The 18,470-nt window shown below is 60.9% G+C and carries 18 protein-coding genes; 16 read left to right on the forward strand and 2 right to left on the reverse strand.

The window, feature by feature from the left end:
* Position 1: 1 nt before the first annotated feature.
* From ACFQ95_RS04565 to ACFQ95_RS04585, 5 genes are all read left to right on the forward strand, one after another.
* Positions 2–1,744, forward strand: coding sequence for a thiamine pyrophosphate-binding protein (locus tag ACFQ95_RS04565; protein ID WP_422829634.1), 1,743 nt, complete (start codon positions 2–4; stop codon positions 1,742–1,744).
* A 39-nt stretch (positions 1,745–1,783) separates the two neighbouring features.
* Positions 1,784–2,209, forward strand: coding sequence for a GlcG/HbpS family heme-binding protein (locus ACFQ95_RS04570; RefSeq protein ID WP_422829635.1), 426 nt, complete (start codon positions 1,784–1,786; stop codon positions 2,207–2,209).
* Positions 2,210–2,345: 136 nt separating this feature from the next.
* Positions 2,346–3,101: a sulfite exporter TauE/SafE family protein gene (locus tag ACFQ95_RS04575; protein ID WP_422829636.1), complete on the forward strand. Its 756-nt coding sequence runs from the start codon at positions 2,346–2,348 to the stop codon at positions 3,099–3,101.
* 9 nt (positions 3,102–3,110) lie between these two features.
* Positions 3,111–3,689: a dihydrofolate reductase family protein gene (locus tag ACFQ95_RS04580; RefSeq protein WP_422829637.1), complete on the forward strand. Its 579-nt coding sequence runs from the start codon at positions 3,111–3,113 to the stop codon at positions 3,687–3,689.
* Positions 3,690–3,788: 99 nt separating this feature from the next.
* Entirely contained in the window at positions 3,789–5,015 is a 1,227-nt protein-coding gene (locus ACFQ95_RS04585) for a mechanosensitive ion channel family protein (protein WP_422829638.1), read from the forward strand.
* Between the two features lie 924 nt (positions 5,016–5,939).
* On the opposite strand, the gene ACFQ95_RS04590 is transcribed toward ACFQ95_RS04585, so the two are convergent.
* Positions 5,940–6,710 carry a GntR family transcriptional regulator gene (locus ACFQ95_RS04590; protein WP_422829639.1) on the reverse strand — a complete coding sequence of 257 codons (771 nt, stop codon included), beginning with the start codon at positions 6,708–6,710 and terminating at the stop codon, positions 5,940–5,942.
* 405 nt (positions 6,711–7,115) lie between these two features.
* Here ACFQ95_RS04590 and ACFQ95_RS04595 point away from each other — a divergent pair, with 405 nt between their 5' ends.
* The 8 genes from ACFQ95_RS04595 (at position 7,116) to ACFQ95_RS04630 (ending at position 14,040) form a co-directional block, all read left to right on the forward strand.
* Positions 7,116–8,018, forward strand: a complete 903-nt coding sequence (locus ACFQ95_RS04595; RefSeq protein ID WP_422829640.1) for an ABC transporter permease — start codon at positions 7,116–7,118, stop codon at positions 8,016–8,018.
* Positions 8,015–8,809: an ABC transporter permease gene (locus tag ACFQ95_RS04600; protein WP_422829641.1), complete on the forward strand. Its 795-nt coding sequence runs from the start codon at positions 8,015–8,017 to the stop codon at positions 8,807–8,809. The genes ACFQ95_RS04595 and ACFQ95_RS04600 overlap by 4 nt, the downstream gene beginning before the upstream one ends.
* 51 nt (positions 8,810–8,860) lie before the next feature.
* Positions 8,861–9,943, forward strand: a complete 1,083-nt coding sequence (locus tag ACFQ95_RS04605; RefSeq protein WP_422829642.1) for an ABC transporter substrate-binding protein — start codon at positions 8,861–8,863, stop codon at positions 9,941–9,943.
* 38 nt (positions 9,944–9,981) lie between these two features.
* A complete protein-coding gene (locus ACFQ95_RS04610; RefSeq protein WP_422829643.1) occupies positions 9,982–11,100 on the forward strand; it encodes an ABC transporter ATP-binding protein in 1,119 nt (372 codons plus the stop codon).
* Positions 11,101–11,109: 9 nt separating this feature from the next.
* Positions 11,110–11,850, forward strand: a complete 741-nt coding sequence (locus ACFQ95_RS04615; RefSeq protein WP_422829644.1) for a maleate cis-trans isomerase family protein — start codon at positions 11,110–11,112, stop codon at positions 11,848–11,850.
* Between the two features lie 542 nt (positions 11,851–12,392).
* Positions 12,393–12,551 (forward strand): DUF3309 family protein, encoded by a 159-nt coding sequence (locus ACFQ95_RS04620; protein ID WP_422829645.1) that lies wholly within the window; start codon positions 12,393–12,395, stop codon positions 12,549–12,551.
* A 579-nt stretch (positions 12,552–13,130) separates the two neighbouring features.
* Entirely contained in the window at positions 13,131–13,637 is a 507-nt protein-coding gene (locus tag ACFQ95_RS04625; protein WP_422829646.1) for an ASCH domain-containing protein, read from the forward strand.
* Positions 13,603–14,040 (forward strand): DUF695 domain-containing protein, encoded by a 438-nt coding sequence (locus ACFQ95_RS04630; RefSeq protein WP_422829647.1) that lies wholly within the window; start codon positions 13,603–13,605, stop codon positions 14,038–14,040. The genes ACFQ95_RS04625 and ACFQ95_RS04630 overlap by 35 nt, the downstream gene beginning before the upstream one ends.
* 309 nt (positions 14,041–14,349) lie before the next feature.
* On the opposite strand, the gene ACFQ95_RS04635 is transcribed toward ACFQ95_RS04630, so the two are convergent.
* Positions 14,350–15,273, reverse strand: coding sequence for a LysR family transcriptional regulator (locus ACFQ95_RS04635; RefSeq protein WP_422829648.1), 924 nt, complete (start codon positions 15,271–15,273; stop codon positions 14,350–14,352).
* A 105-nt stretch (positions 15,274–15,378) separates the two neighbouring features.
* Here ACFQ95_RS04635 and ACFQ95_RS04640 point away from each other — a divergent pair, with 105 nt between their 5' ends.
* The 3 genes from ACFQ95_RS04640 to leuD are packed head-to-tail and all read left to right on the forward strand — an operon-like array spanning position 15,379 to position 18,411.
* Positions 15,379–16,344, forward strand: coding sequence for a tripartite tricarboxylate transporter substrate binding protein (locus tag ACFQ95_RS04640; protein ID WP_422829649.1), 966 nt, complete (start codon positions 15,379–15,381; stop codon positions 16,342–16,344).
* Positions 16,345–16,355: 11 nt separating this feature from the next.
* Positions 16,356–17,780 carry a 3-isopropylmalate dehydratase large subunit gene (gene leuC, locus ACFQ95_RS04645; RefSeq protein WP_422829838.1) on the forward strand — a complete coding sequence of 475 codons (1,425 nt, stop codon included), beginning with the start codon at positions 16,356–16,358 and terminating at the stop codon, positions 17,778–17,780.
* On the forward strand, positions 17,773–18,411 hold the full coding sequence (leuD, locus tag ACFQ95_RS04650) for a 3-isopropylmalate dehydratase small subunit (protein ID WP_422829650.1): 639 nt from the start codon (positions 17,773–17,775) through the stop codon (positions 18,409–18,411). Before leuC ends, leuD begins: the two co-directional genes overlap by 8 nt.
* Positions 18,412–18,470: the final 59 nt, after the last annotated feature.

Raw genomic sequence — 18,470 nt, forward strand, 5'->3', positions numbered from 1 at the left:
CGTGCAGGAACGGACTGGGGAGATGACGGGCGCCGAGGCGCTGGTGAAGGTGCTGGCAGGCGAGGGAGTGCCGTTTGCGTTTGGCATTGTGGGGGGCAAGCTGGCGCCGTTGATGCATGCGCTATCGCAGCAGCAAAACATCCGCTTCATGGGCGTGCGCCATGAAGCTGCCGGACCGATGATGGCCGCCGCCGTGCACGCGGGCTCGGGCCGCATGGCCGTGGCGCTGGGTGAGATGGGGCCAGGTGGTTTGAACCTGGCCTCGGGTGTGGGGGTTGCCTTCAACAACAACTTGCCCTTGCTGGCCATCACCACCAACCAGCACCGCGCTGCGGCCTACCCGCACAGCGGCATGTTCATGGACCTGGATACACGCGCCGTGCTCGCGCCCATCACCAAATGGAACGCCGTGGTGCACGACCCGCGCCGCATCCCGGAGCTGGCGCGGCGTGCGTTCCGCGAAGCCTTGTCGGGCCGGCCGGGGCCGGTGCATCTGGATATTCCGCAAGATGTGTTGTCGGCCAGGTGTCTTTTTGCCGAAGACGAGTTCCACGTGCCGCCCGCGCGTTACCGTGCCAGCACCGGCCCGCGCCCGGCCGATGCGCTGGTTCAAGACGCTGTCACCCTGCTGCGCCAGGCACGCCGGCCGCTGATCGTGGCCGGTGGCGGTGTGGTCACCAGTGGCGCGGCGCAGGCCGTGCGCGCGCTGGCCGCGTTGCTGCGCGCGCCCGTGGTGCCCACACAAATGGCCCTGGGTGTGGTGCCCAGCGACAGCCCCCACGCCGTTGGGCAGGGCGGCTTGATCGCCGGCGACGCCGTGCGCCAAGCCTTTGCCAGGGCCGATGTGGTGCTGAGCATAGGTTGCCGTTATTCGTCGTGGATGTGGGACGTGCATGGCCCGTTCACCAGGCCGCAGCACCAGCACATCAACATCAACATCGACCCCGGCGCGCTGGGCCACCCGGCGCTACACAGCGTGGCCATACAAGCCGATGCGGGCTTGGCGGTGCAGGATTTGCTGGCCGCTTTGTCCGGTGGCGCGTCCTTGGCCGTTGACCCCTACTGGCTGCCCAGCGCACGTGCCGTGCGGCTGGACTACGAAGCCCGCCTGGCCGCGTTGGGCCAGGATGGTGATCCGGTGATGCACCCGGCCGTGTTGGCGCGTGCCATTGCCGACGCCATGCCAGGCGACGCGTTGGCGGTGTATGACGGTGGCCACACCAGCTTCTGGAGCAACGACGCCACGCCCGTGCAAAACGTGCGTACCCGTTTCCACGAACCCGGCATGAGCCACCTGGGTTTCGGCTTGCCCTACGCGCTGGCGCTGCAGGCGCAACACCCCGGGCGGCCGGTGTTCAACATCACCGGTGACGGCTCGTTCGGCTTCACGCTCAACGAGCTGGACACGGCGCGGCGTTATGGCCTGCCGGTGGTCACGCTGATCCACAACAACGCGGCCTGGGGCATCATCCGCGCGGGGCAAAAGTCGCAGCTCGGCTTTGAGTTCGCCACCGGCTTGGCGGACAGCGACTACGCCGCCATAGCGCGTGGCTTTGGTTGTTTTGGCGAGACCGTGACACAAGCCGAAGAGGTTGCGCCCGCGATGGCGCGCGCACTGGCGTCCGGCCTGCCCGCGGTGCTGGACTGCCGCACACGTTTCACGCCGCACCCGGCCGGGCCCAACTTTGGCAGCATGAACAAATTTGGCTTTGAGGGCCTGTCGCAATCACAATTGCCAACCTAGCCGCCACCGTATTTTTACCTTCACTTCTGGATCACATTCATGACCACTCTGACCCTGGCGCAAGCCCAAACCATACTCAGCGCCGCGCTGGCACAGTCCAAAACCTCGGGCTACAAACCGATGGCGGTGGCCGTGCTCGACGAGGCCGGCCATCTCAAAGCCTTTGCGCGAGAAGACGGCGCCAGCATGTTCCGCTTCGATGTGGCGCGCGGCAAGGCCTGGGGGGCGGTGGGCATGGGCGCTTCTAGCCGCGTCTTGGGCCAGCGCGCCAAGGACAACCCCAACTTCTTTCTGTCGCTGGCCGCCACCGCCGAGGGCAAGTTCCTGCCACAAACCGGCGCTGTGTTGATCCAGGATGCCGATGGCCGCACGCTGGGCGCGGTGGGCGCCAGCGGCGGCACGGGGGATGAAGACGAGGCCATCTGCATCGCGGGTGTGGTGGCGGCGGGCTTGCGCGCGGGCTGAGGCTTGCGCAAGGCTCAGGCCTGGCCTGAGCCTGGCTTCGCGAATGCCGCATTTCCATGCGGCGTGGCGCTCCCTAGGATGGCGGCTTGCATCAGCCGGAACACCGCTCAAGGTGTTTTCAACTCCCACGCCATCCATGTTTTCATCTCCATTCCCATCTCAGTTTCTGCTGCTGGCCGCCGCTGTCTTTGTGCTGGCGGGCCTGGTCAAAGGTGTTGTGGGCCTGGGCTTGCCCACGGTGGCCATGGGCTTGCTGGCCTTGGCCATGCCGCCCGCTCAGGCGGCGGCACTGCTGGTTGCGCCGTCGCTGATCACCAACCTGTGGCAGTTGGGCCGGTGGGCCACGCTGCGGCCATTGTTGTGGCGTCTGGCGCCTATGCAGATAGGCGTGGTGCTGGGCACCCTGGTCGGAGGCTGGTGCTGGGGCGCACCAGCGGGCGCATGGGCTTCGGTTGCGCTGGGCGCGGCGCTGCTGGTGTATGCCGCCTGGGGCCTGGCGGGGGCGCAGCTGCGGGTGGCACCGCGTGTGGAAAAGTGGCTGGGGCCCTGCGTGGGCGCGCTCACCGGCCTGGTCACGGCCGTCACCGGCGTGTTTGTGCTGCCGGCCGTGCCCTACCTGCAAGCGCTGGGTCTGCCACGTGAGAGCTTGATGCAGGCCATGGGTTTGTCGTTCAGCGTGTCCACCGTGGCGCTGGCCGCAGGCCTGTCATCACACGCGGGCTTCAGCTCTGCCGAGGTTATGGTTTCGCTGCTGATGCTGCTGCCCGCAGCCCTGGGTATGCTGCTGGGGCAAATGCTGCGCAGCCGTTTATCACCAGCGCGTTTTCGCCTGTGCTTTTTCATCGGCCTGGGGATGCTGGGCTTGCACATGATGCTGCGCCAAGTTTCCTAAAATCGCACCATGAAAACACAGTACTTCAGCGCCACAAGCCTGGATGGTTTCATCGCCACGGAAGACGACTCGATTGAGTGGCTTTTCCCTCTGGGCGATCTGAACAACTCCAGCTACCCCGCGTTTATCTCCGAGGTTGGGGCGCTGGTCATGGGTTCCTCGACCTATGAGTGGATGCTGCGCCATGCGGACACGGTGGCCGCAGAGGTGGGCTCAGCTTGGCCTTACAGCCAGCCGGTGTGGGTTTTCACCAGCCGCACACTGCCGCTGGTGGAGGGAGCCGACATCCGCTTCGCCCAAGGTGACGTGAGGCCCATCCACGCGGACATGCGCGCCGCAGCAGGCGACAAGAACATCTGGATTGTGGGTGGCGGCGACCTCGCGGGCCAGTTCTATGACGCGGGTTTGCTGGATGAATTTATCTTCCAGGTGGGCTCGGTCACCCTGGGTCAAGGCAAACCACTGTTCCCACGCCGTGTGTTCAGCCCGGTGTTGAAGCTGCAGGCGGTGCGCCAGATCGGCACCAGCATGGTGGAACTGCGTTACGCCGTCGACAAGGCGGCCGAGCAAACAGCCCCCAGTGCCTGAGCGCTGCCCCAACCTTTGGATGGGTGTGTAGTCCCTGTCTGACGGGCATGTGCCTTTTGAGCCGATAGGGCGGCTGCGGCGTGCGCGTTATAAGAATGCATGCTGATTGAAAACCTACTCAACTTTTTGCGTGACACCACGTTTTTGAACAATAGCCTGCAGCAATGGGGCGTGGCGCTGGCCAGTGCCTTGCTGGCCTATGGGCTGATGACCTTTGCACTGCGGCTGGTGCGCGAGCGCTTGGCTCTCAGGTCGGGCGGCACAAGCTCGGTGGATGCCCTCTCGCCGGTATCTGTTGATGTCTCTGAGGCCGATCAAACCTCCTATGCCGCCGCACGCCATGCGGGTTCGGCGATTCGGCCCATATTGGCGCAAACGCTGGACGCCACACGCCACTGGCTTCTGGTGGCGGGGGCGGTGTTGATAGGCCTGCATCTGCTGGTGTTGCCCGAGCGCTGGGAGGGGCGTGTGTCGCAGTTGTGGTTTGTCACGGTGGCCTTGCAGCTGGCGTTATGGGGCGCCCGCATGATTCAGTTGTGGGTGCAGTTCTACATGCTGAAGCAGGCCGGCCTGCATAGATTGCCGTCGGCCAGCGAGCCCGCGCCCGCCACGGTGTCGGCCACACTCATAGGTTGGGCTTTGCAAACCGCGATGTGGGCCGTGGTGGCGTTGGCCGTGATGTCCAACCTGGGCTTCAACATCACCGCTTTTGTGGCGAGTTTGGGTATTGGCGGCATTGCTGTGGCGTTGGCGGCCCAGAACATCCTGGGCGACCTGTTCGCCTCGGTGTCGATTGCCCTGGACAAGCCGTTCGAGGTCGGTGACGCCGTGGCCACCGGCAGTGTGGCTGGCACCGTGGAGCATGTGGGATTGAAGACCACTCGTTTGCGCAGCGCCAGCGGCGAGCAGATCGTGGTGTCCAATACCGGCTTGTTGAAAGACTCACTGAAGAACTACAAACGCATGAGCACGCGGCGCATAGAGTTCAGTTTTGGCGTGACCTACAACACCACCACGCACCAAGCCGCCGAAATTCCCAAGGTGGTGCAACGCATTCTGCAGGCCCAGCCCCAGGTGAAGTTTGACCGTGCGCACTTCACCAGCTTTGGCGAAAGTGCGCTGAACTACGTGGTGGTCTATGTGATGCAAACCGCCGACTACGGGGTCTACATGGACACGCAGCAGGCCGTCAACCTGGCGTTGATGGAGGCATTGGCCGACATGGGTGTGGAGTTCGCTTACCCCACGCGTACCGTGGTGCTGCAACCGCGGTCTGGCGAAACCGCGCGGCCGGCGCGAGCATCACACGCCCTAGAGGCTGCTTGACCTTGAGCCGCTTCACTATGCGCAAATCGCAAATCGCAAATCGCAAATTGGCAGAGCAGGCGTCACGGTGTTGATCAGCCGCAGCGTCAAAGCCGGGTACGCGGTCGAATTTGAGCGCATGACCGCGCAAACCATGGGAGCTGCCGCGCGCTTTTCCGGTTGTCTGGGGCGCAATTGGTGCAGCCGTACGAAGACCATGGGCTGAACGATGGCCGCTACCACCCGGTCTAGTCCTTCGACACGCAAGCCCATCTGGACGCCTGGAAACATTTACCCGAGTGCGCCGCCAGAGCTCGCAGCCGCTGCGTGGACGTGATCCTTGGGTCAGGTACGATGCGCCCGGTTTCCAGCCAGGCGCGGTGCTGCCGTCCACCGGGCAGCACTCAAGTCCTGGCTTTACGCCGCCTCGGTTGCCAAGCCCGGAGCGGCCACCTTGGCAATGGCACAAGCGTTCGTGAGCCAGCACGTTTAACGTTGCCCCGCAATGTGCGCCGGTGCGCGGCACAGATGGCGGATGCGGTTGGCTGGCCCGCAACCATCGAGCGCAGAGCAATGCCCATCACCAGCGGACCGCTACGCGCAGGCTCGGCATACAGCGCGGAGTTGATGAGCAGAGACACCGGCAGATTTTGTCATTTGAACAAGTCCAGCAAGCGCTAAGGCGCCCACGCGGTTGCCGTATTCGCGCCAATTGTGGTTGAGTACATCTGGCGCGGGAATGCCCGGTACCAGGTCTTCGACCAAACCCTCGCCAAATGCATATTGCTACAGCTTCAAAGCCACAAAGACCGCCAGACCCTCACGATCGGGCCAATAGAAGGGGGGGACTAGCGGTGATGGGGGTTTGCGGGTAGCGGCGCCTGTCGGCGCAGAGGAAAGGCGGTGAGCGGCATGGTATGAGGTGGCGTGGCGTGCGGGCAGGGCTTAGCGGAAGGCGTCTTCAAGCGAGTTCTCTGCTTCCACGCGAGGCGTGAGGTTCAATCCGGCTTCGATGTGTGCCAAGTGGTGCAGCATCAAGGCGGCGGCGCGGTCCGCATCGCGTGCTTCCACCGCCGCGAGTAGTTGCTCGTGTTCGTCTGGCGCGCAGCTCGGGCTGCCAGGCGCGTCGTACAAGATGATGCACAGGCAGGTGAGCGACTCCAGCTCGCGCAGCGTACGCGCCAGAAAGCCGTTGCCCGCAATCTCGGCAAGCATCAAGTGGAACTCGCCCGTCAGCACGATCAAGGCCGTGGCATCGCCTGCCGCGCGCGCCTTGTTCTCGCGCGCCACATGGGCGCGCAAGGTGGCAATCTGCTTAGGTGTGGCGACTTCGGTCGCCGTGCGAACCAGGCTGGGCTCGATCAGGCGGCGTGCGGTGAACACGTCACGCGCTTCCTGTGGTGTGGGGCTGGCCACAAAGGCGCCCCGGTTGGGAATGTTGATGGCGATGCGGTCGTGCACCAGGCGACCGGTCGCCTCACGCACCTTGGTGCGGCTTACTTCAAAGATGGTGGCGAGCTTGTCTTCCACCAATTGGGTGCCGGGCACCAGGCGGTGCTCCAACACCGCGGTGAGGATGCGCTGGTAAATCTGGTCGGTGCTCAGCGCCGAAGCGCTGGAAGCGCCTTTGGCGGCCTTGGTGTTGCTGGAAAGCGCTTTGGCCGCAGCAGGTTTGCGGCGCAAGCTTGTGGAGGATGGGCTTATATCAGTGGGCATGGTCAAGCCGTGTATGCGTGGAGTGGAGCGAGAGCCAACAGTGTGTAGGTGAGACGCGGTGACAGGCGTTCTTGTGTGTCTTTGGATTGCATACTATATGTCGGCATATGGTGTATGAATAGGCCTGAGCAAGTTCCAAGCCATACCCAGAAAATGGCGTTTTGTGGTTCAGGGGGCTAGGCCTGTCCTGGCGCGAAGCCGTGCACTGCAAAGGACTGGCCGTGCACCATTAGATTGCAATGGTTTTCGAAAAATGCACCACAATCGTTTTAAAAATCGCATGCAATCTTAAAAATTATTGCGTGTAATCTTTAAACTTCTTGGCATGGAAGATGCGTGTGCTTAACAAGTCGGGCGTTTTGCGGCAGTGGTCGCAAGAGTTGTCCAGTTCTTGTGGAGCCTTAGTTGAAACGCGGTACTTCCATGGCCTTTCTTTCGTCGGACAAAAAACAATCCCTGCCGGGTCTGCTGTTGTTGGCACCGGCGGTGGTGTTTCTATTGGTCTGGTTCGTCTGGCCGGTGCTGCAAATGCTGCTGCTCAGCGTGACATCGCACAACGTCGATGGCGTGGCCGTGCCGGGTTGGACCTTGAACAATTACATCCGCCTGTTTACCGGCGATTTGTACCTGCGCATCCTGCTGCGCACGCTGCGCATCGCGGCAGCGGCGTGTTTCTTCTCGGTGTTGTTTGCTTACCCGCTGGCGTTGGCGATTGCACGCGGTGGCCCCAGCATGGCGCGCCTGGTCACCATCACCATCGTGGCGCCGCTGCTGGTCAACGTGGTGGTCCGGGCCTACGGCTGGTCGGCCATTTTGAGTCGCAACGGCGCGCTCAACTACGTCATCAAGGCGCTGGGTATTTCAGATAACCCACCGCAGCTGCTCTACACCGAATGGGCGGTGTTGATCGCCTGCGTGCACGTCTATCTGCCATTCATGGTCATGCCTTTGGCGACAGCCATAGGGCGCATCGACCGCTCCTTGGAAGAGGCCGCGCGTATTGCCGGCGCCTCACGTGTGGCCACGTTCTTCAAGGTGGTGCTGCCGCTGAGCTTGCCGGGCTTGTCGGTAGGGGTGTCGCTGGTGTTCTCGCTTAGCGCTGCTGCCTACGTGATGCCGCAAATCCTGGGTGGCAACTTCTCGCCGCTGCTGGGCACGCTGATCGAGCAACAGGTGGTGTCTCTCAGTGACTGGCCTTTTGGCTCGGCGCTTTCGGGGCTGTTGATCGTGATGGTGCTGGCCATCAACCTGGTTTTCCTTCAACTTTTGAACCGGCGCTTTGCCCGCTGGACGGCAGGTGCTGCATGAACGAGTCCACAAGTTTTGGGTTCAAGGTGCTGATTGGCGCCATTTTGCTGGTGGTCGTGGCGCCCTTGGTGGTACCCATGATGATGGCGATATCCGACACACCGAACATCGTGTTTCCGCCGCGCGGGTTTACGCTGCAATGGTTTGGCAAGGTGCTGCATAACCCCGATGCGCAGGCCAGCTTTTCGTTTTCGTTGCAGCTCGCGGCCATCGTCACTTTTCTCTCGGTGCTGATTGGCGTGCCCGCCGCTGCGGGGCTGGTGCGCTACCGCGTGCCAGGGCGTGGCTTCATTCTGGGCCTGGTACTGTCGCCGGTGGTGGTGCCGTTGCTGGTGACGGGCGTGGCGCTGCTGCAGGTCTTTTCTATGCTCGGCTCGCACGCCACGTTTTTGCAGTTGGTCGTGGGCCACATGATCATTTGTTTGCCCTACGTGATCCGCGCAGTGACGGCCAGCTTGATGTTGGTGAACCGCAGCCTGGAAGACGCCGCTGCAGTGCTGGGCGCTGCGCCCATGACGGTGGCGCGCAAGGTGATTTGGCCGCAGGTGCGTCCGGGTGTTTTGGCCGGTGCGGTGTTCGCTTTCATCGTGTCGTTTGACGATTACCCCATCTCGATGTGGCTGGCCGATGGCGACCACTTCCCAATCCCGTTGTATCTAGACAGCCAGATTCAGTTGTCGTTCGACCCGTCGATTGCCGCCATCTCGTCGCTGATGATTTTCTTTGCGCTGCTGCTGGTACTGCTGATCGAAAAAGTGTTGGGCGTCAGCATCGCCCGTCTAGCAACCTAAGTTTTAAACCCGTCCCGTCAGTCTCTCCATCTTTCATCCAAAGGACTTGCCATGACTCAACTCCCCACCACTTCCCGCCGCAGCTTCGGCAAACTCGCGCTCGGCACCGCCGCCACCGTGGCTGCGCCGCTGGGCTTGATGCGCAACGCCTGGGCCCAAGGCAAGCAAATTCAGGTGGGCATCTGGGGAGGGGCGCAGGGTGAGTTCGTGCGCCGCAACATCATTCCCAAGTTTGAATCTGACTTCGGCTGCAAGGTGGTGGCTGAAGAGGGCTTCACCCTGGCCAACGTGCAGAAGATGCGCGCCACCAAGGCCAACCCCAAGTTCTCGGTGATGTTCATCGACGACGTGGCCATTCCGATGTGCCGCACCGAAGATCTGATTGCCCAGTTGCCCAAGGCCAATATGCCGGCGTTGGCCAGGCTGTACCCGCGTTTTGCGTACGACGGCTACGGCAGCGCGCTTGGCATTTCCATCGCCAGCCTGTTCCACAACACCAGCGTGAAAGCGCCCACCAGCTATGCCGAACTGTGGGACCCGAAGTACGCCGGCAAGATCAAACTGGTCACGCCCAAGAACACACCATCGGTGTTCTTCCTGATCGTGGCGGCCGCCGTGAAGACCGGAAAACCTTTTGCCCAGGCGCAGTACGAAATCGACAACGCGTTCGACAAGGTGGCCGCGCTAAAGCCCAACATCCAGAACATCTTTGACAACGGCCCGCAAGCCGCCAACGAGATTGCACAGGGCCAGGCCGACATCGGCTTCATGGACTTGTCGAAATACATCTACCCCGCTACGGCCAAGGGCGTGCCCGTCACCATGAGCTTCCCCAAAGAAGGCAGCTTTGCTGGTGTGAACTGCCAGGTGCTGGTGAAGAACGGGCCGAACCAAGACCTGGCCGTGGCCTTCATGAACCGCATGCTGGAGCCCGGTGTGCAAAAAGGCTTGTCTGAATTTGCGTTCACCTCGCCACCGGTGTCGGGCATAGAGTTCTCGGCCGAGACAAGCAAGTACCTGGCCTACCCGGTAGAAGAGATGGACAAGCGCGGCCTGTTTGTGCCCGACTGGACGCATATCAACGCCAACCGCGCGCGCTGGACCGAGCAGCTCAACAAGATCTTCTCGGTTTGAACGGTGTTGAGCTGATTTGAATTGATGCGGAGAACCCCATGACGGCAACGCTTTCAGAAAACCCCACACCTGGCGCTACGCTGCAGATCGATCAGGTGAGCCGCACCTACGGCAGCGGCCCGCCAGCGGTGGATGGCGTGAGCCTGCATGTGGGGGGAGGGCAGATCCTGGCGTTGCTTGGCCCCTCGGGTTGCGGCAAGACCACCACGCTGCGCATGATCGCGGGGCTGGTGGCGCCGTCGGCAGGCGACATCCGCATCGATGGTGAATCCATCACCCGGCTGCCCACACACCAACGCAACCTGGGCATGCTGTTCCAGAACTACGCGCTGTTTCCGCATCTCAACGTGCGCGACAACGTGGCCTTTGGTTTGGGCATGCGTGGTGTGGCCAAAGACCAGGCCATGGCGCGCTGCGATGAGGCGCTGAAGCTGGTGCAGCTGGGCGGCTACGCCGAGCGTATGCCGGCTGCACTCTCGGGCGGGCAGCAGCAGCGCGTGGCGCTGGCGCGCGCCATCGTCTACCAGCCGCGTTTGTTGCTGCTGGACGAGCCCTTTGGCGCTCTCGACAAGAAGCTGCGCGAGACCATGCAGATCGAACTGCGCCAACTCTGCAACCAGCTTGGTTTGACCACCGTGCTGGTGACGCATGACCAGGAAGAAGCCCTGGTGCTGGCCGACCAGATTGCGGTGATGCGCGGTGGTCGTATCGAACAAGTGGGGCCCGCACGCACGGTGTACGAGAGGCCTGGCAACGCGTTTGTGGCCGGCTTTATCGGCACGTCGAACTTTGTGCCCGCCACCCTGGCTGGTGTGGCCAGTGGCGTGGCCACCCTGCGCACGGCTGCGGGTGTGGAGTGGACCTCCACCGTGCCCACGGCGCTACCCGTGGGCAGCCAGGTGCAGGTGGCCATTCGTCCCGAAAGCATTCGCCTGGTGCCCACAGACTCCACCCACACCCATGGCAACCATGTGAACGGCACGGTCACGCAATCGGTGTTTGTTGGGCAGTATTTGTCGGTCTGGCTCAAGCTGCCGGGTGACGCGCATTTTGTTTGCACCGTGCCTGTGGAAGCTACCGGCACCGTGACACCGCAGCCGGGTGAAACCTGGCAGGCCGTGTGGTCGCCCGAGCGCACGCTGCTGGTTCCCGCTTGAAGGAAAACAATGCCCAAAACGTTGCACCAAGTTTTTCTGGCCGAGCCTAAGTTCATGGGCGTGATCACACCCTCGGGCAATACCGTGGTTGAGCGCGTGACCCTGGCGATTCTGGAAAACTTTCCCCAGGTCACACCACTGTTTTCGCGCACACCGGTGTTTGGCGAGACCGACGCTTACCCCACCAGCTACGACGAACCCGGCATGCTGGGCGCGGCGCGTTTGCTGGCCCATGCCAAGCCCGACGTGATGGTGTGGAACGGTAGCAAGGGCGCGAAGATTGGGGTGGCTTGTGATCACGACTTTTCAGCCAAGGTGTTGGCGGAAACCGGCATTCCGTGCAGCACCTCCATCATCGCCATGGAGCAGGTGCTGCGCGAGCGCAAGCTCACGCGTGTGGCGCTGGTGACGCCGTACGACGACGTCTACCAAGAGAAGCTCATCGCCGCATTGGTTGAAGCCGGGTACGACGTGGTGGGTGAAAGCCACGCGGCGCAGAAGGACAACATCTCGTTTGCATCGATCAGTGCTGCGGAGATTGGGGCCTTGGTGCGCAAAGTGGCACCGAGCAAACCAGATGCGATTCTGGTGCTGTGCACCAACTTGCCCGCCGCCCCGGTGGTGCCGGCGCTGGAAGAAGAGTTCGACATTCTGACTTTGGACTCTACTGCGCTGGGGGTCTGGGCGGGGCTCAAGCTGCTCGGTTTGGACACGACCCCGGCGCGCGCCTGGGGGCGCCTGTTTGGGTGAGTCGCAGCCTTTGACTGTCCGCTAGCATCGCGTTGTCTATTGCGTGAGCCATAGGGGTGAGTGGCGTGTCAGGGCGTCAAAGGTCTGTTGGCTGTGGCGCTTGATGTCCCGCGCCATGGCGAAGCTGTTCAACACGGACAGAGACCGTAGACCGGCTGCGGGGGCGAATTTCAGGGAAGAGGCCCCGGTCTATAAAGGTGAGCGGCTGCAAATCGCGCCGGGCGGCGTTTGCCGTAGGTGGGCCGAGAAAACATCTGCGGCTGTTCGGCCACAAGGGGGCACCAGAACACATGTTGCAGGCCCCAGCCTCGAAATCCAGAGGCCATTTTGATCGCCACGTGGCTCTCCCTTGTATATGGGCCTAGCGGGCCAAGCTCAATATAGATCTGGGTTTGGTGCATACCCAGTCGCGTTTACCTCGGTGCTCCAGCGTTGTTCCGTAGGAAAACCCTGACCGTGTGGCGCGATGGACTCCGGCTGACGGCGCGTCGCAAGGCAGCGACCATCACGTTCATATACAACGACCCCGCAGGAGACATTCCATGTCCATTTCACTCATTCTTTTGATCATATTGATCCTGGTTCTCATCGGCGTCTTGCCAAGTTGGGGGCATAGCCGTGCATGGGGATACGGGCCCAGCGGTGGTGTGGGCCTGGTCGTGCTTATTCTGGTGATCCTGCTGTTGATGGGCTATATCTAACCCATATCCTGCGCGAGTCTTGGGGCTTGTGCGGCATCTTCATTTTTGCGCGCTTACGGCATTGGTTGAGGCGCAGATGGTTGAGTGCGTTTAAGTGCGCTAGCGTGACGGTAGCCAGATGGACTCAAGACCCGCTGCACCGGATGCCCTATCGATCCGGACTCAGTTCTGATAGGGAAAAAGAGTTTGAACTGCCCGTACGGTCAAGTGAGTGTGTTCTCGACGATGTTGGGTGAACTCCTTCTACCTTCAGGCGCACAGGCAATGGCGTAGGCGAGCGCTCATGGTTCCAGTCGAGACAGAGTTCTCAGGCGTTCCGATTTACGCTAAAGCCACGGGCATGGCAAAACGTCTCTGGCGTTAACTCCAAGTCCTAAGTAGTGCATTCGCGCACGGGGCGGCACTGCAGCGGCCCAGAGTGGAATGACTAGGCTTTGGGCTACAGTCGGCCACCAGGGACATGCATCCAGCCATCACCAAGCTGCCGGCCATGCTTCGAAGCCCAGGGTGTCCAGCGGGCTGGTTGTTCCGCCCGCAGCCAGTCGCTTACTTCTATCGTTAGGTCGCGCCATTTACTCTATGTCCATTCCGCTACATCTTGCGCCGTTCTGGAGCGGCTTCGCCAAGTCCACCGGCCGCGTGGACGAAGGGCGCTTCTACGAAGCCTGCTTCTTCGGCGACAGTGAGGAACTTGCCAACGAGCTTGCGGCCCTTGTGTTAAGCGGCACTAAGCGCGCAACCGCTGGAGCGGTGTGGTCATACGAAGCGGATGGAAAACCTCTTCCTCAACCCGGCGACCTGAGCATCGTCACAGACTGGTCGGGGCGGCCGCTGTGCATCATCGAAACCCAATCAGTCGAAATCGTGCCCTTCCTGGAGGTCACGGCGGAGTTTGCGGCCACGGAGGGAGAAGGCGACGGCTCGCTGTCCTTCTGGCAAGAGGCGCACAGGATGTACTTCAAGCGCGAGTGCGCTCGCGCCGGCAGAGAGTTCAGCGAAAACATGCTCGTCGCCTGCGAGCGCTTCGCGGTGGTCTACAGTCCCGGCACAAATGCGGCCAAACCGTCCACTCAGCTCCAAGGTTGAGTCGGTATCCAAACAAGCAGACACCGGACGAGCAATCGTCTTTCGATACGCTCAAAAATTTCAACCGGAATTGGACCGCGCAAAGTTTTCGTCTCGGGTTATTTTGGTGTGGCGGTACAAGTCTGAGTCGGGCATGCCGGTCGTGGAGGAGCGCAAGGCCATGGATTGGATGGAAGACGAGTTGAGTCCGTGCGTTGAGAAATCAGGGATTAGCTTGCTTGCACTCGTGTCCACTGGTGAAAACCTGCGTGAATGGACCTACTACGCTCAATCCGAAGAAGCGTTTCTTTCTGCACTGAATTCCGCACTTGCGGGGAAGCCGCCTTTCCCTATCGAAATTCATGTGGAGCCCGATGCCAGCTGGTCGATGTATGAGGAGTTCCGAAGAGGGGTACGAGACTAAGCCGGCCTTACTTGGCTTGTTGTGTATAGGCTTGGCGCGGCCAATTGGGGCAATTGATACGATGCCTCAATTCGGCCAGGAGCAGGTTCTGGTTTCGTGAACTCGCCTATTGCAAATTTGCACGTCGCGCAGTCAATCAAGTCACGAACACTGCAAGGAACTACAGCCCAGCGTTCACACCAAATGCGAGTTGCTACCATCCGCCATCAAACAGTGCGTCGCCTAGGGTTGAGTCCTGAGCAATGCTTAACTGAAACACGGCAACTCTAATGCGCGCGTGGAGCTTCATGCCCCCGTGTTCTTTGGTTTTCACCAGGGGCCAAAGGGTTCCGACCCTTTCCGCCTCCATGGCGCAAATGCAGCCACAAGTCGGTCGACCAGCGAGCGAATCTTCGCTGGCATCTGATTGGATGTTTGGAACACCACGTAGATATCGGCGGGCGGATGTGCCCATTCCGTCAACACCGGTACCAGCTTCCGTTTGCGGATGTGCTCAGCCACATCCCATTGAGAGCGCAGCAGAATGCCTTGGCCATCGAGCGCCCAGGCCAAGGCCGCAGTGCCGTCATTTGAGCTGAGATTGGCGCGGACCTTCACCGAATTGACGTCGTCGCCTTTGCGCAGGTGCCAGGTGCCGTAGGTCTCATCGCCTTCACGGATAAAGATGCAATTGTGCTTCCCTAAGTCGCGCGGCGCGAGGGGTAGGCCGTGTTGCCGAATGTAGGCAGGTGATGCGCAGAGGATTCGGCGGTTGTGGGCCAGCAGGCGAGCCGTAAGACGGCTATCCGCTTGCTCACCAAAGCGAATCACCACATCGAAGCCCTGGTCTACCAGGTTAATGGCGCGGTCGGTCAGATGCAGTTGTACCTCGACCTGCGGGAAGGCTTGTGTGAACTTCGACAGTTGCGGAGCAACGTATGAGCGGCCGAAGCCGAGTGTCGCCCCCACGCGCAGAATGCCTTGCGGCTGATGACTACCTCCGCCGATGCGATGCTCCAGCGCCGCGAGCTGCTCCAGGATGCGAGCGCCATCGGTTAAATAGGCCTCGCCTTCAGGCGTAAGGCTGATGCGCCGCGTGGTGCGGTTCATGAGCCGCACGCCCAAACGCGCCTCCAAAGTTGCCAGGCGACGGCTAACCACAGGCGGCGTGACACCGACCTCTTGCGCTGCGGCCGCCATGCTGCCCAGCTTTGCGATAAGGGCGAAAAGATTCAAATCCGAGAAGGCGTCCATTATTGTTCTCAGCACAACAAAGAATGAAGTACAGGTATTTTGTTAATTCCTTGTTGATTATTACTATCGCTTCAGAGATAGCAAATCAATAAACAGGAGACATCGATGAAACGCAGAGCCCTTGTCGCAGCCTTGGTTGCCGTGCTGCCCTTTTCCCATGCCTTGGCACAAGACAACTTTCCCCAAAAGCCCATCAAGCTGGTCGTGCCCTATGCACCTGGCGGCAGCGCGGATATCGCGGCGCGGCTGGTCGCCGAGGAATGGGGCAAGGCCACCGGCCAGTCTATGTACATCGAGAACCGTGCCGGCGCTGGCGGCAACCTGGGCGTGGACTTCGTTGCCAAGGCCGCACCCGATGGCTACACCATCGGGCTGCAAACCGTGTCGCTGGCCATCAACCCAGCGCTTACGCCCAAGATGCCTTATGACACGCTGAAGGACCTGGCGCCCATCGGCATGGTTGTAACCTCGCAGCACGTGCTCGTGGTCAACAACGCTTTCCCCGCGAAAAATCTCAATGAACTGTTGACCGTATTGCGCTCCAAACCAGGTCAGTTCAGTTACGGCTCGGCCGGCTCGGGCAGTACCTTTCACATCGCCGCAGAACTCTTCAAGAGTGCGGCCAATGTGGCGGTAGTACACATCCCCTACCGTGGCGGTGGCCCAGCCTTGGTCGACACCATTGGCGGCCAAGTGCAGATGAGCTTTCCCGTCGTATCGGCAGCTGTCCCGCATGTTCAAGCCGGTAAGCTGCGTGCCATTGGGGTGACAGGCGGTAAACGTTCGGCACTTTTGCCCGATGTGCCCACCATTGCCGAGGCAGGTCTGCCCAACTATGCGTTCGAGACCTGGTTCATGGTTTTTGCGCCAGCGGGTACCCCGGCTGCCGTCATCGACAAGCTGAATGTTTCTTTACGTACGGCGTTGACGAACCCCAACGTCAAGACACGCATGTCGAAAGAGGGCTTCGACCCACACACTTCAACCCCCGCTGAAGCCCGTACCCGCCTGGAGCGTGAGCTGCCGCAATGGGCAAAGCTGGTCAAAGAGCGGGGCATCACCGGAGAATAAAAATGTCCCTCATGAGTTCGCCCCACCCTCAGACGCTTTATCAGAAACTGGTCGACAGCCATACCGTGCGGCGTCTGGATGCTGACAACATTTTGTTGTTCTGCGATCTGCATCTGATGAACGAATACACCAGTCCACAAGCCTTTGCTGGATTGCACGATGAGAAGCGTCGGGTGGCCGTGCCGGGCCAAAACGTTGCCGTGGTCAGCCACATTATTCCGACGCACCCGACGTCGATTCGTGTTATCCAAGATGCCGCTTCTGCGCTGCAGGCAAGCAACTTGGCACGCAACTGTTCCCGTCATCAGATTCCGCTGTACGACACCAACGACGCGATGCAGGGTATCGAGCACGTGGTCGCGCCCGAGCACGGCATGATTCGCCCCGGCATGGTGGTGATATGTGGCGACAGCCACACCACCACCTATGGAGCACTTGGGGCCCTGGGTTTTGGCATCGGCACTTCCGAAGTCGAACACGTGCTAGCCACCCAAACCTTGGTCTACCGCCCAGCAAAAGACATGCGTATCCGAGTCAACGGGGTGCTGCCCAAGGGCACTACCAGCAAGGACCTCGTGCTGATGATGATTGGCCAGATTGGCGCCCAAGGAGCGCGTGGTTATGTCGTCGAGTTCTGCGGTGAGACCGTCAGCCAGTTGTCGGTAGAAGCCCGCTTCACCCTGTGCAATATGGCGGTAGAGGCCGGCGCACGTGGTGCTCTGATTGCGCCCGATGCCACCTCGCTGCAATACGTGCTGGAAAAATGCCCGGATATCGTCGGCGCCACACGTGATGCGGCCCTGGCTGCTTGGAATGAGCTCTATAGCGATGCGGATGCTCGGTTCGACCAGGAACATACCTTCGACGCCTCAAACCTGGAACCCTATGTAACCTGGGGCACCAGTCCGGACCAGGTGGTGCCGATTTCAGGAACCGTGCCTTTGCCTGGCAGCGTGAGTGCCGAGCAACGCAGGAGCGCCGAGCAAGCCATCCAGTACACCGCCCTGAAGCCCGGTGCCAACATTGCCGGTACGCCCATCGACCACGTCTTCATCGGCTCTTGCACCAATGCTCGAATCGAGGATTTGCGCGCAGCCGCCGAAGTCGTGGCTGGCCGGCACGTGGCCGATGGCGTTCGCGCCATGGTGGTCCCCGGTTCGGGTGCGGTGAAGAAGCAAGCCGAGGTCGAGGGGCTGGATGTGATTTTCAAGACCGCCGGTTTTGAGTGGCGCAAACCTGGCTGTTCGATGTGTCTCGCGATGAATGACGACGTGTTGATGGACGGTATCCGCTGTGCCTCCACCACCAACCGCAATTTTGAAGGGCGCCAGGGCCGAGGGGCCATCACGCATCTGATGAGCCCTGCCATGGCGGCCGCCGCTGCGGTCACCGGGGCGATTACCGATGTCCGCACGATGGAGTTGAACCATGTCTGAGAACGCACTGATTTCCGGGCAGGCCGTGGCCCTGCGTATCGACAACCTCGACACTGACCAAATTATGCCCAAGCAGTTTTTGCGCGGCATCGACAAGTCGGGTTTGGCTCCAGGGGTGCTTTACGATTTGCGCCACGACAAAGCCGGTCAACTGAATCCAGACTTTGTGCTGAACCAGCCCGCCCATCGCGGCGCCAACATCATCATCGGCGGCTCAAACTTTGGTTGCGGCTCCAGCCGCGAACATGCCGTATGGGGAATGTTGCAGTACGGCGTGCAGGCTATCGTAGCGTCGAGCTTTGCCGAAATTTTTTACTCGAATGCCATGGGAAATCGCTTGCTGCTAGTGCAACTGACCGAAGATGAAGTTGCCACCATGATGACTACTGCCGAGCTGAAGAATGCGCCACCGATGACCATTGATGTGGACAAGAAGCAAGTGAATTATGGCGGTGTGAAAGCTAGCTTTCCCATCTCGGATAGGCACCGCTCCATGTTCCTCCAGGGAGTTGATGTGATTGGTTTGACGCTCAACCATCAGGATGAAATCAATGCCTTTGCCGAGCAGCTTTGGGCGAAGCAGCCATGGATTCGGGACGTGGCCAAGCGGATGAAAGACATCCGCGTTTAGCGCGATGTGCACTCGACCGTCGCAGATGCGTCGGTCAACTTACTTTCTCTGATGCTGTT

The organism is Variovorax sp. HJSM1_2, assembly GCF_049316285.1.
In the GTDB taxonomy this organism is placed as follows: domain Bacteria; phylum Pseudomonadota; class Gammaproteobacteria; order Burkholderiales; family Burkholderiaceae_C; genus Rhodoferax_B.

Bases quoted from the DNA above. Each gene is read 5' to 3' on its own strand.
- ACFQ95_RS04605 (WP_422829642.1), top strand. From the start codon at position 8,861: ATGACTCAACTCCCCACCACTTCCCGCCGCAGCTTCGGCAAACTCGCG.
- ACFQ95_RS04580 (WP_422829637.1), top strand. From the start codon at position 3,111: ATGAAAACACAGTACTTCAGCGCCACAAGCCTGGATGGTTTCATCGCC.
- ACFQ95_RS04620 (WP_422829645.1), top strand. From the start codon at position 12,393: ATGTCCATTTCACTCATTCTTTTGATCATATTGATCCTGGTTCTCATC.
- ACFQ95_RS04575 (WP_422829636.1), top strand. From the start codon at position 2,346: ATGTTTTCATCTCCATTCCCATCTCAGTTTCTGCTGCTGGCCGCCGCT.
- ACFQ95_RS04630 (WP_422829647.1), top strand. From the start codon at position 13,603: ATGCGGCCAAACCGTCCACTCAGCTCCAAGGTTGAGTCGGTATCCAAA.
- ACFQ95_RS04600 (WP_422829641.1), top strand. From the start codon at position 8,015: ATGAACGAGTCCACAAGTTTTGGGTTCAAGGTGCTGATTGGCGCCATT.
- ACFQ95_RS04585 (WP_422829638.1), top strand. From the start codon at position 3,789: ATGCTGATTGAAAACCTACTCAACTTTTTGCGTGACACCACGTTTTTG.
- ACFQ95_RS04590 (WP_422829639.1), bottom strand. From the start codon at position 6,710: ATGCCCACTGATATAAGCCCATCCTCCACAAGCTTGCGCCGCAAACCT.
- ACFQ95_RS04570 (WP_422829635.1), top strand. From the start codon at position 1,784: ATGACCACTCTGACCCTGGCGCAAGCCCAAACCATACTCAGCGCCGCG.
- ACFQ95_RS04625 (WP_422829646.1), top strand. From the start codon at position 13,131: ATGTCCATTCCGCTACATCTTGCGCCGTTCTGGAGCGGCTTCGCCAAG.
- ACFQ95_RS04615 (WP_422829644.1), top strand. From the start codon at position 11,110: ATGCCCAAAACGTTGCACCAAGTTTTTCTGGCCGAGCCTAAGTTCATG.
- ACFQ95_RS04640 (WP_422829649.1), top strand. From the start codon at position 15,379: ATGAAACGCAGAGCCCTTGTCGCAGCCTTGGTTGCCGTGCTGCCCTTT.
- leuC (WP_422829838.1), top strand. From the start codon at position 16,356: ATGAGTTCGCCCCACCCTCAGACGCTTTATCAGAAACTGGTCGACAGC.
- leuD (WP_422829650.1), top strand. From the start codon at position 17,773: ATGTCTGAGAACGCACTGATTTCCGGGCAGGCCGTGGCCCTGCGTATC.
- ACFQ95_RS04610 (WP_422829643.1), top strand. From the start codon at position 9,982: ATGACGGCAACGCTTTCAGAAAACCCCACACCTGGCGCTACGCTGCAG.
- ACFQ95_RS04635 (WP_422829648.1), bottom strand. From the start codon at position 15,273: ATGGACGCCTTCTCGGATTTGAATCTTTTCGCCCTTATCGCAAAGCTG.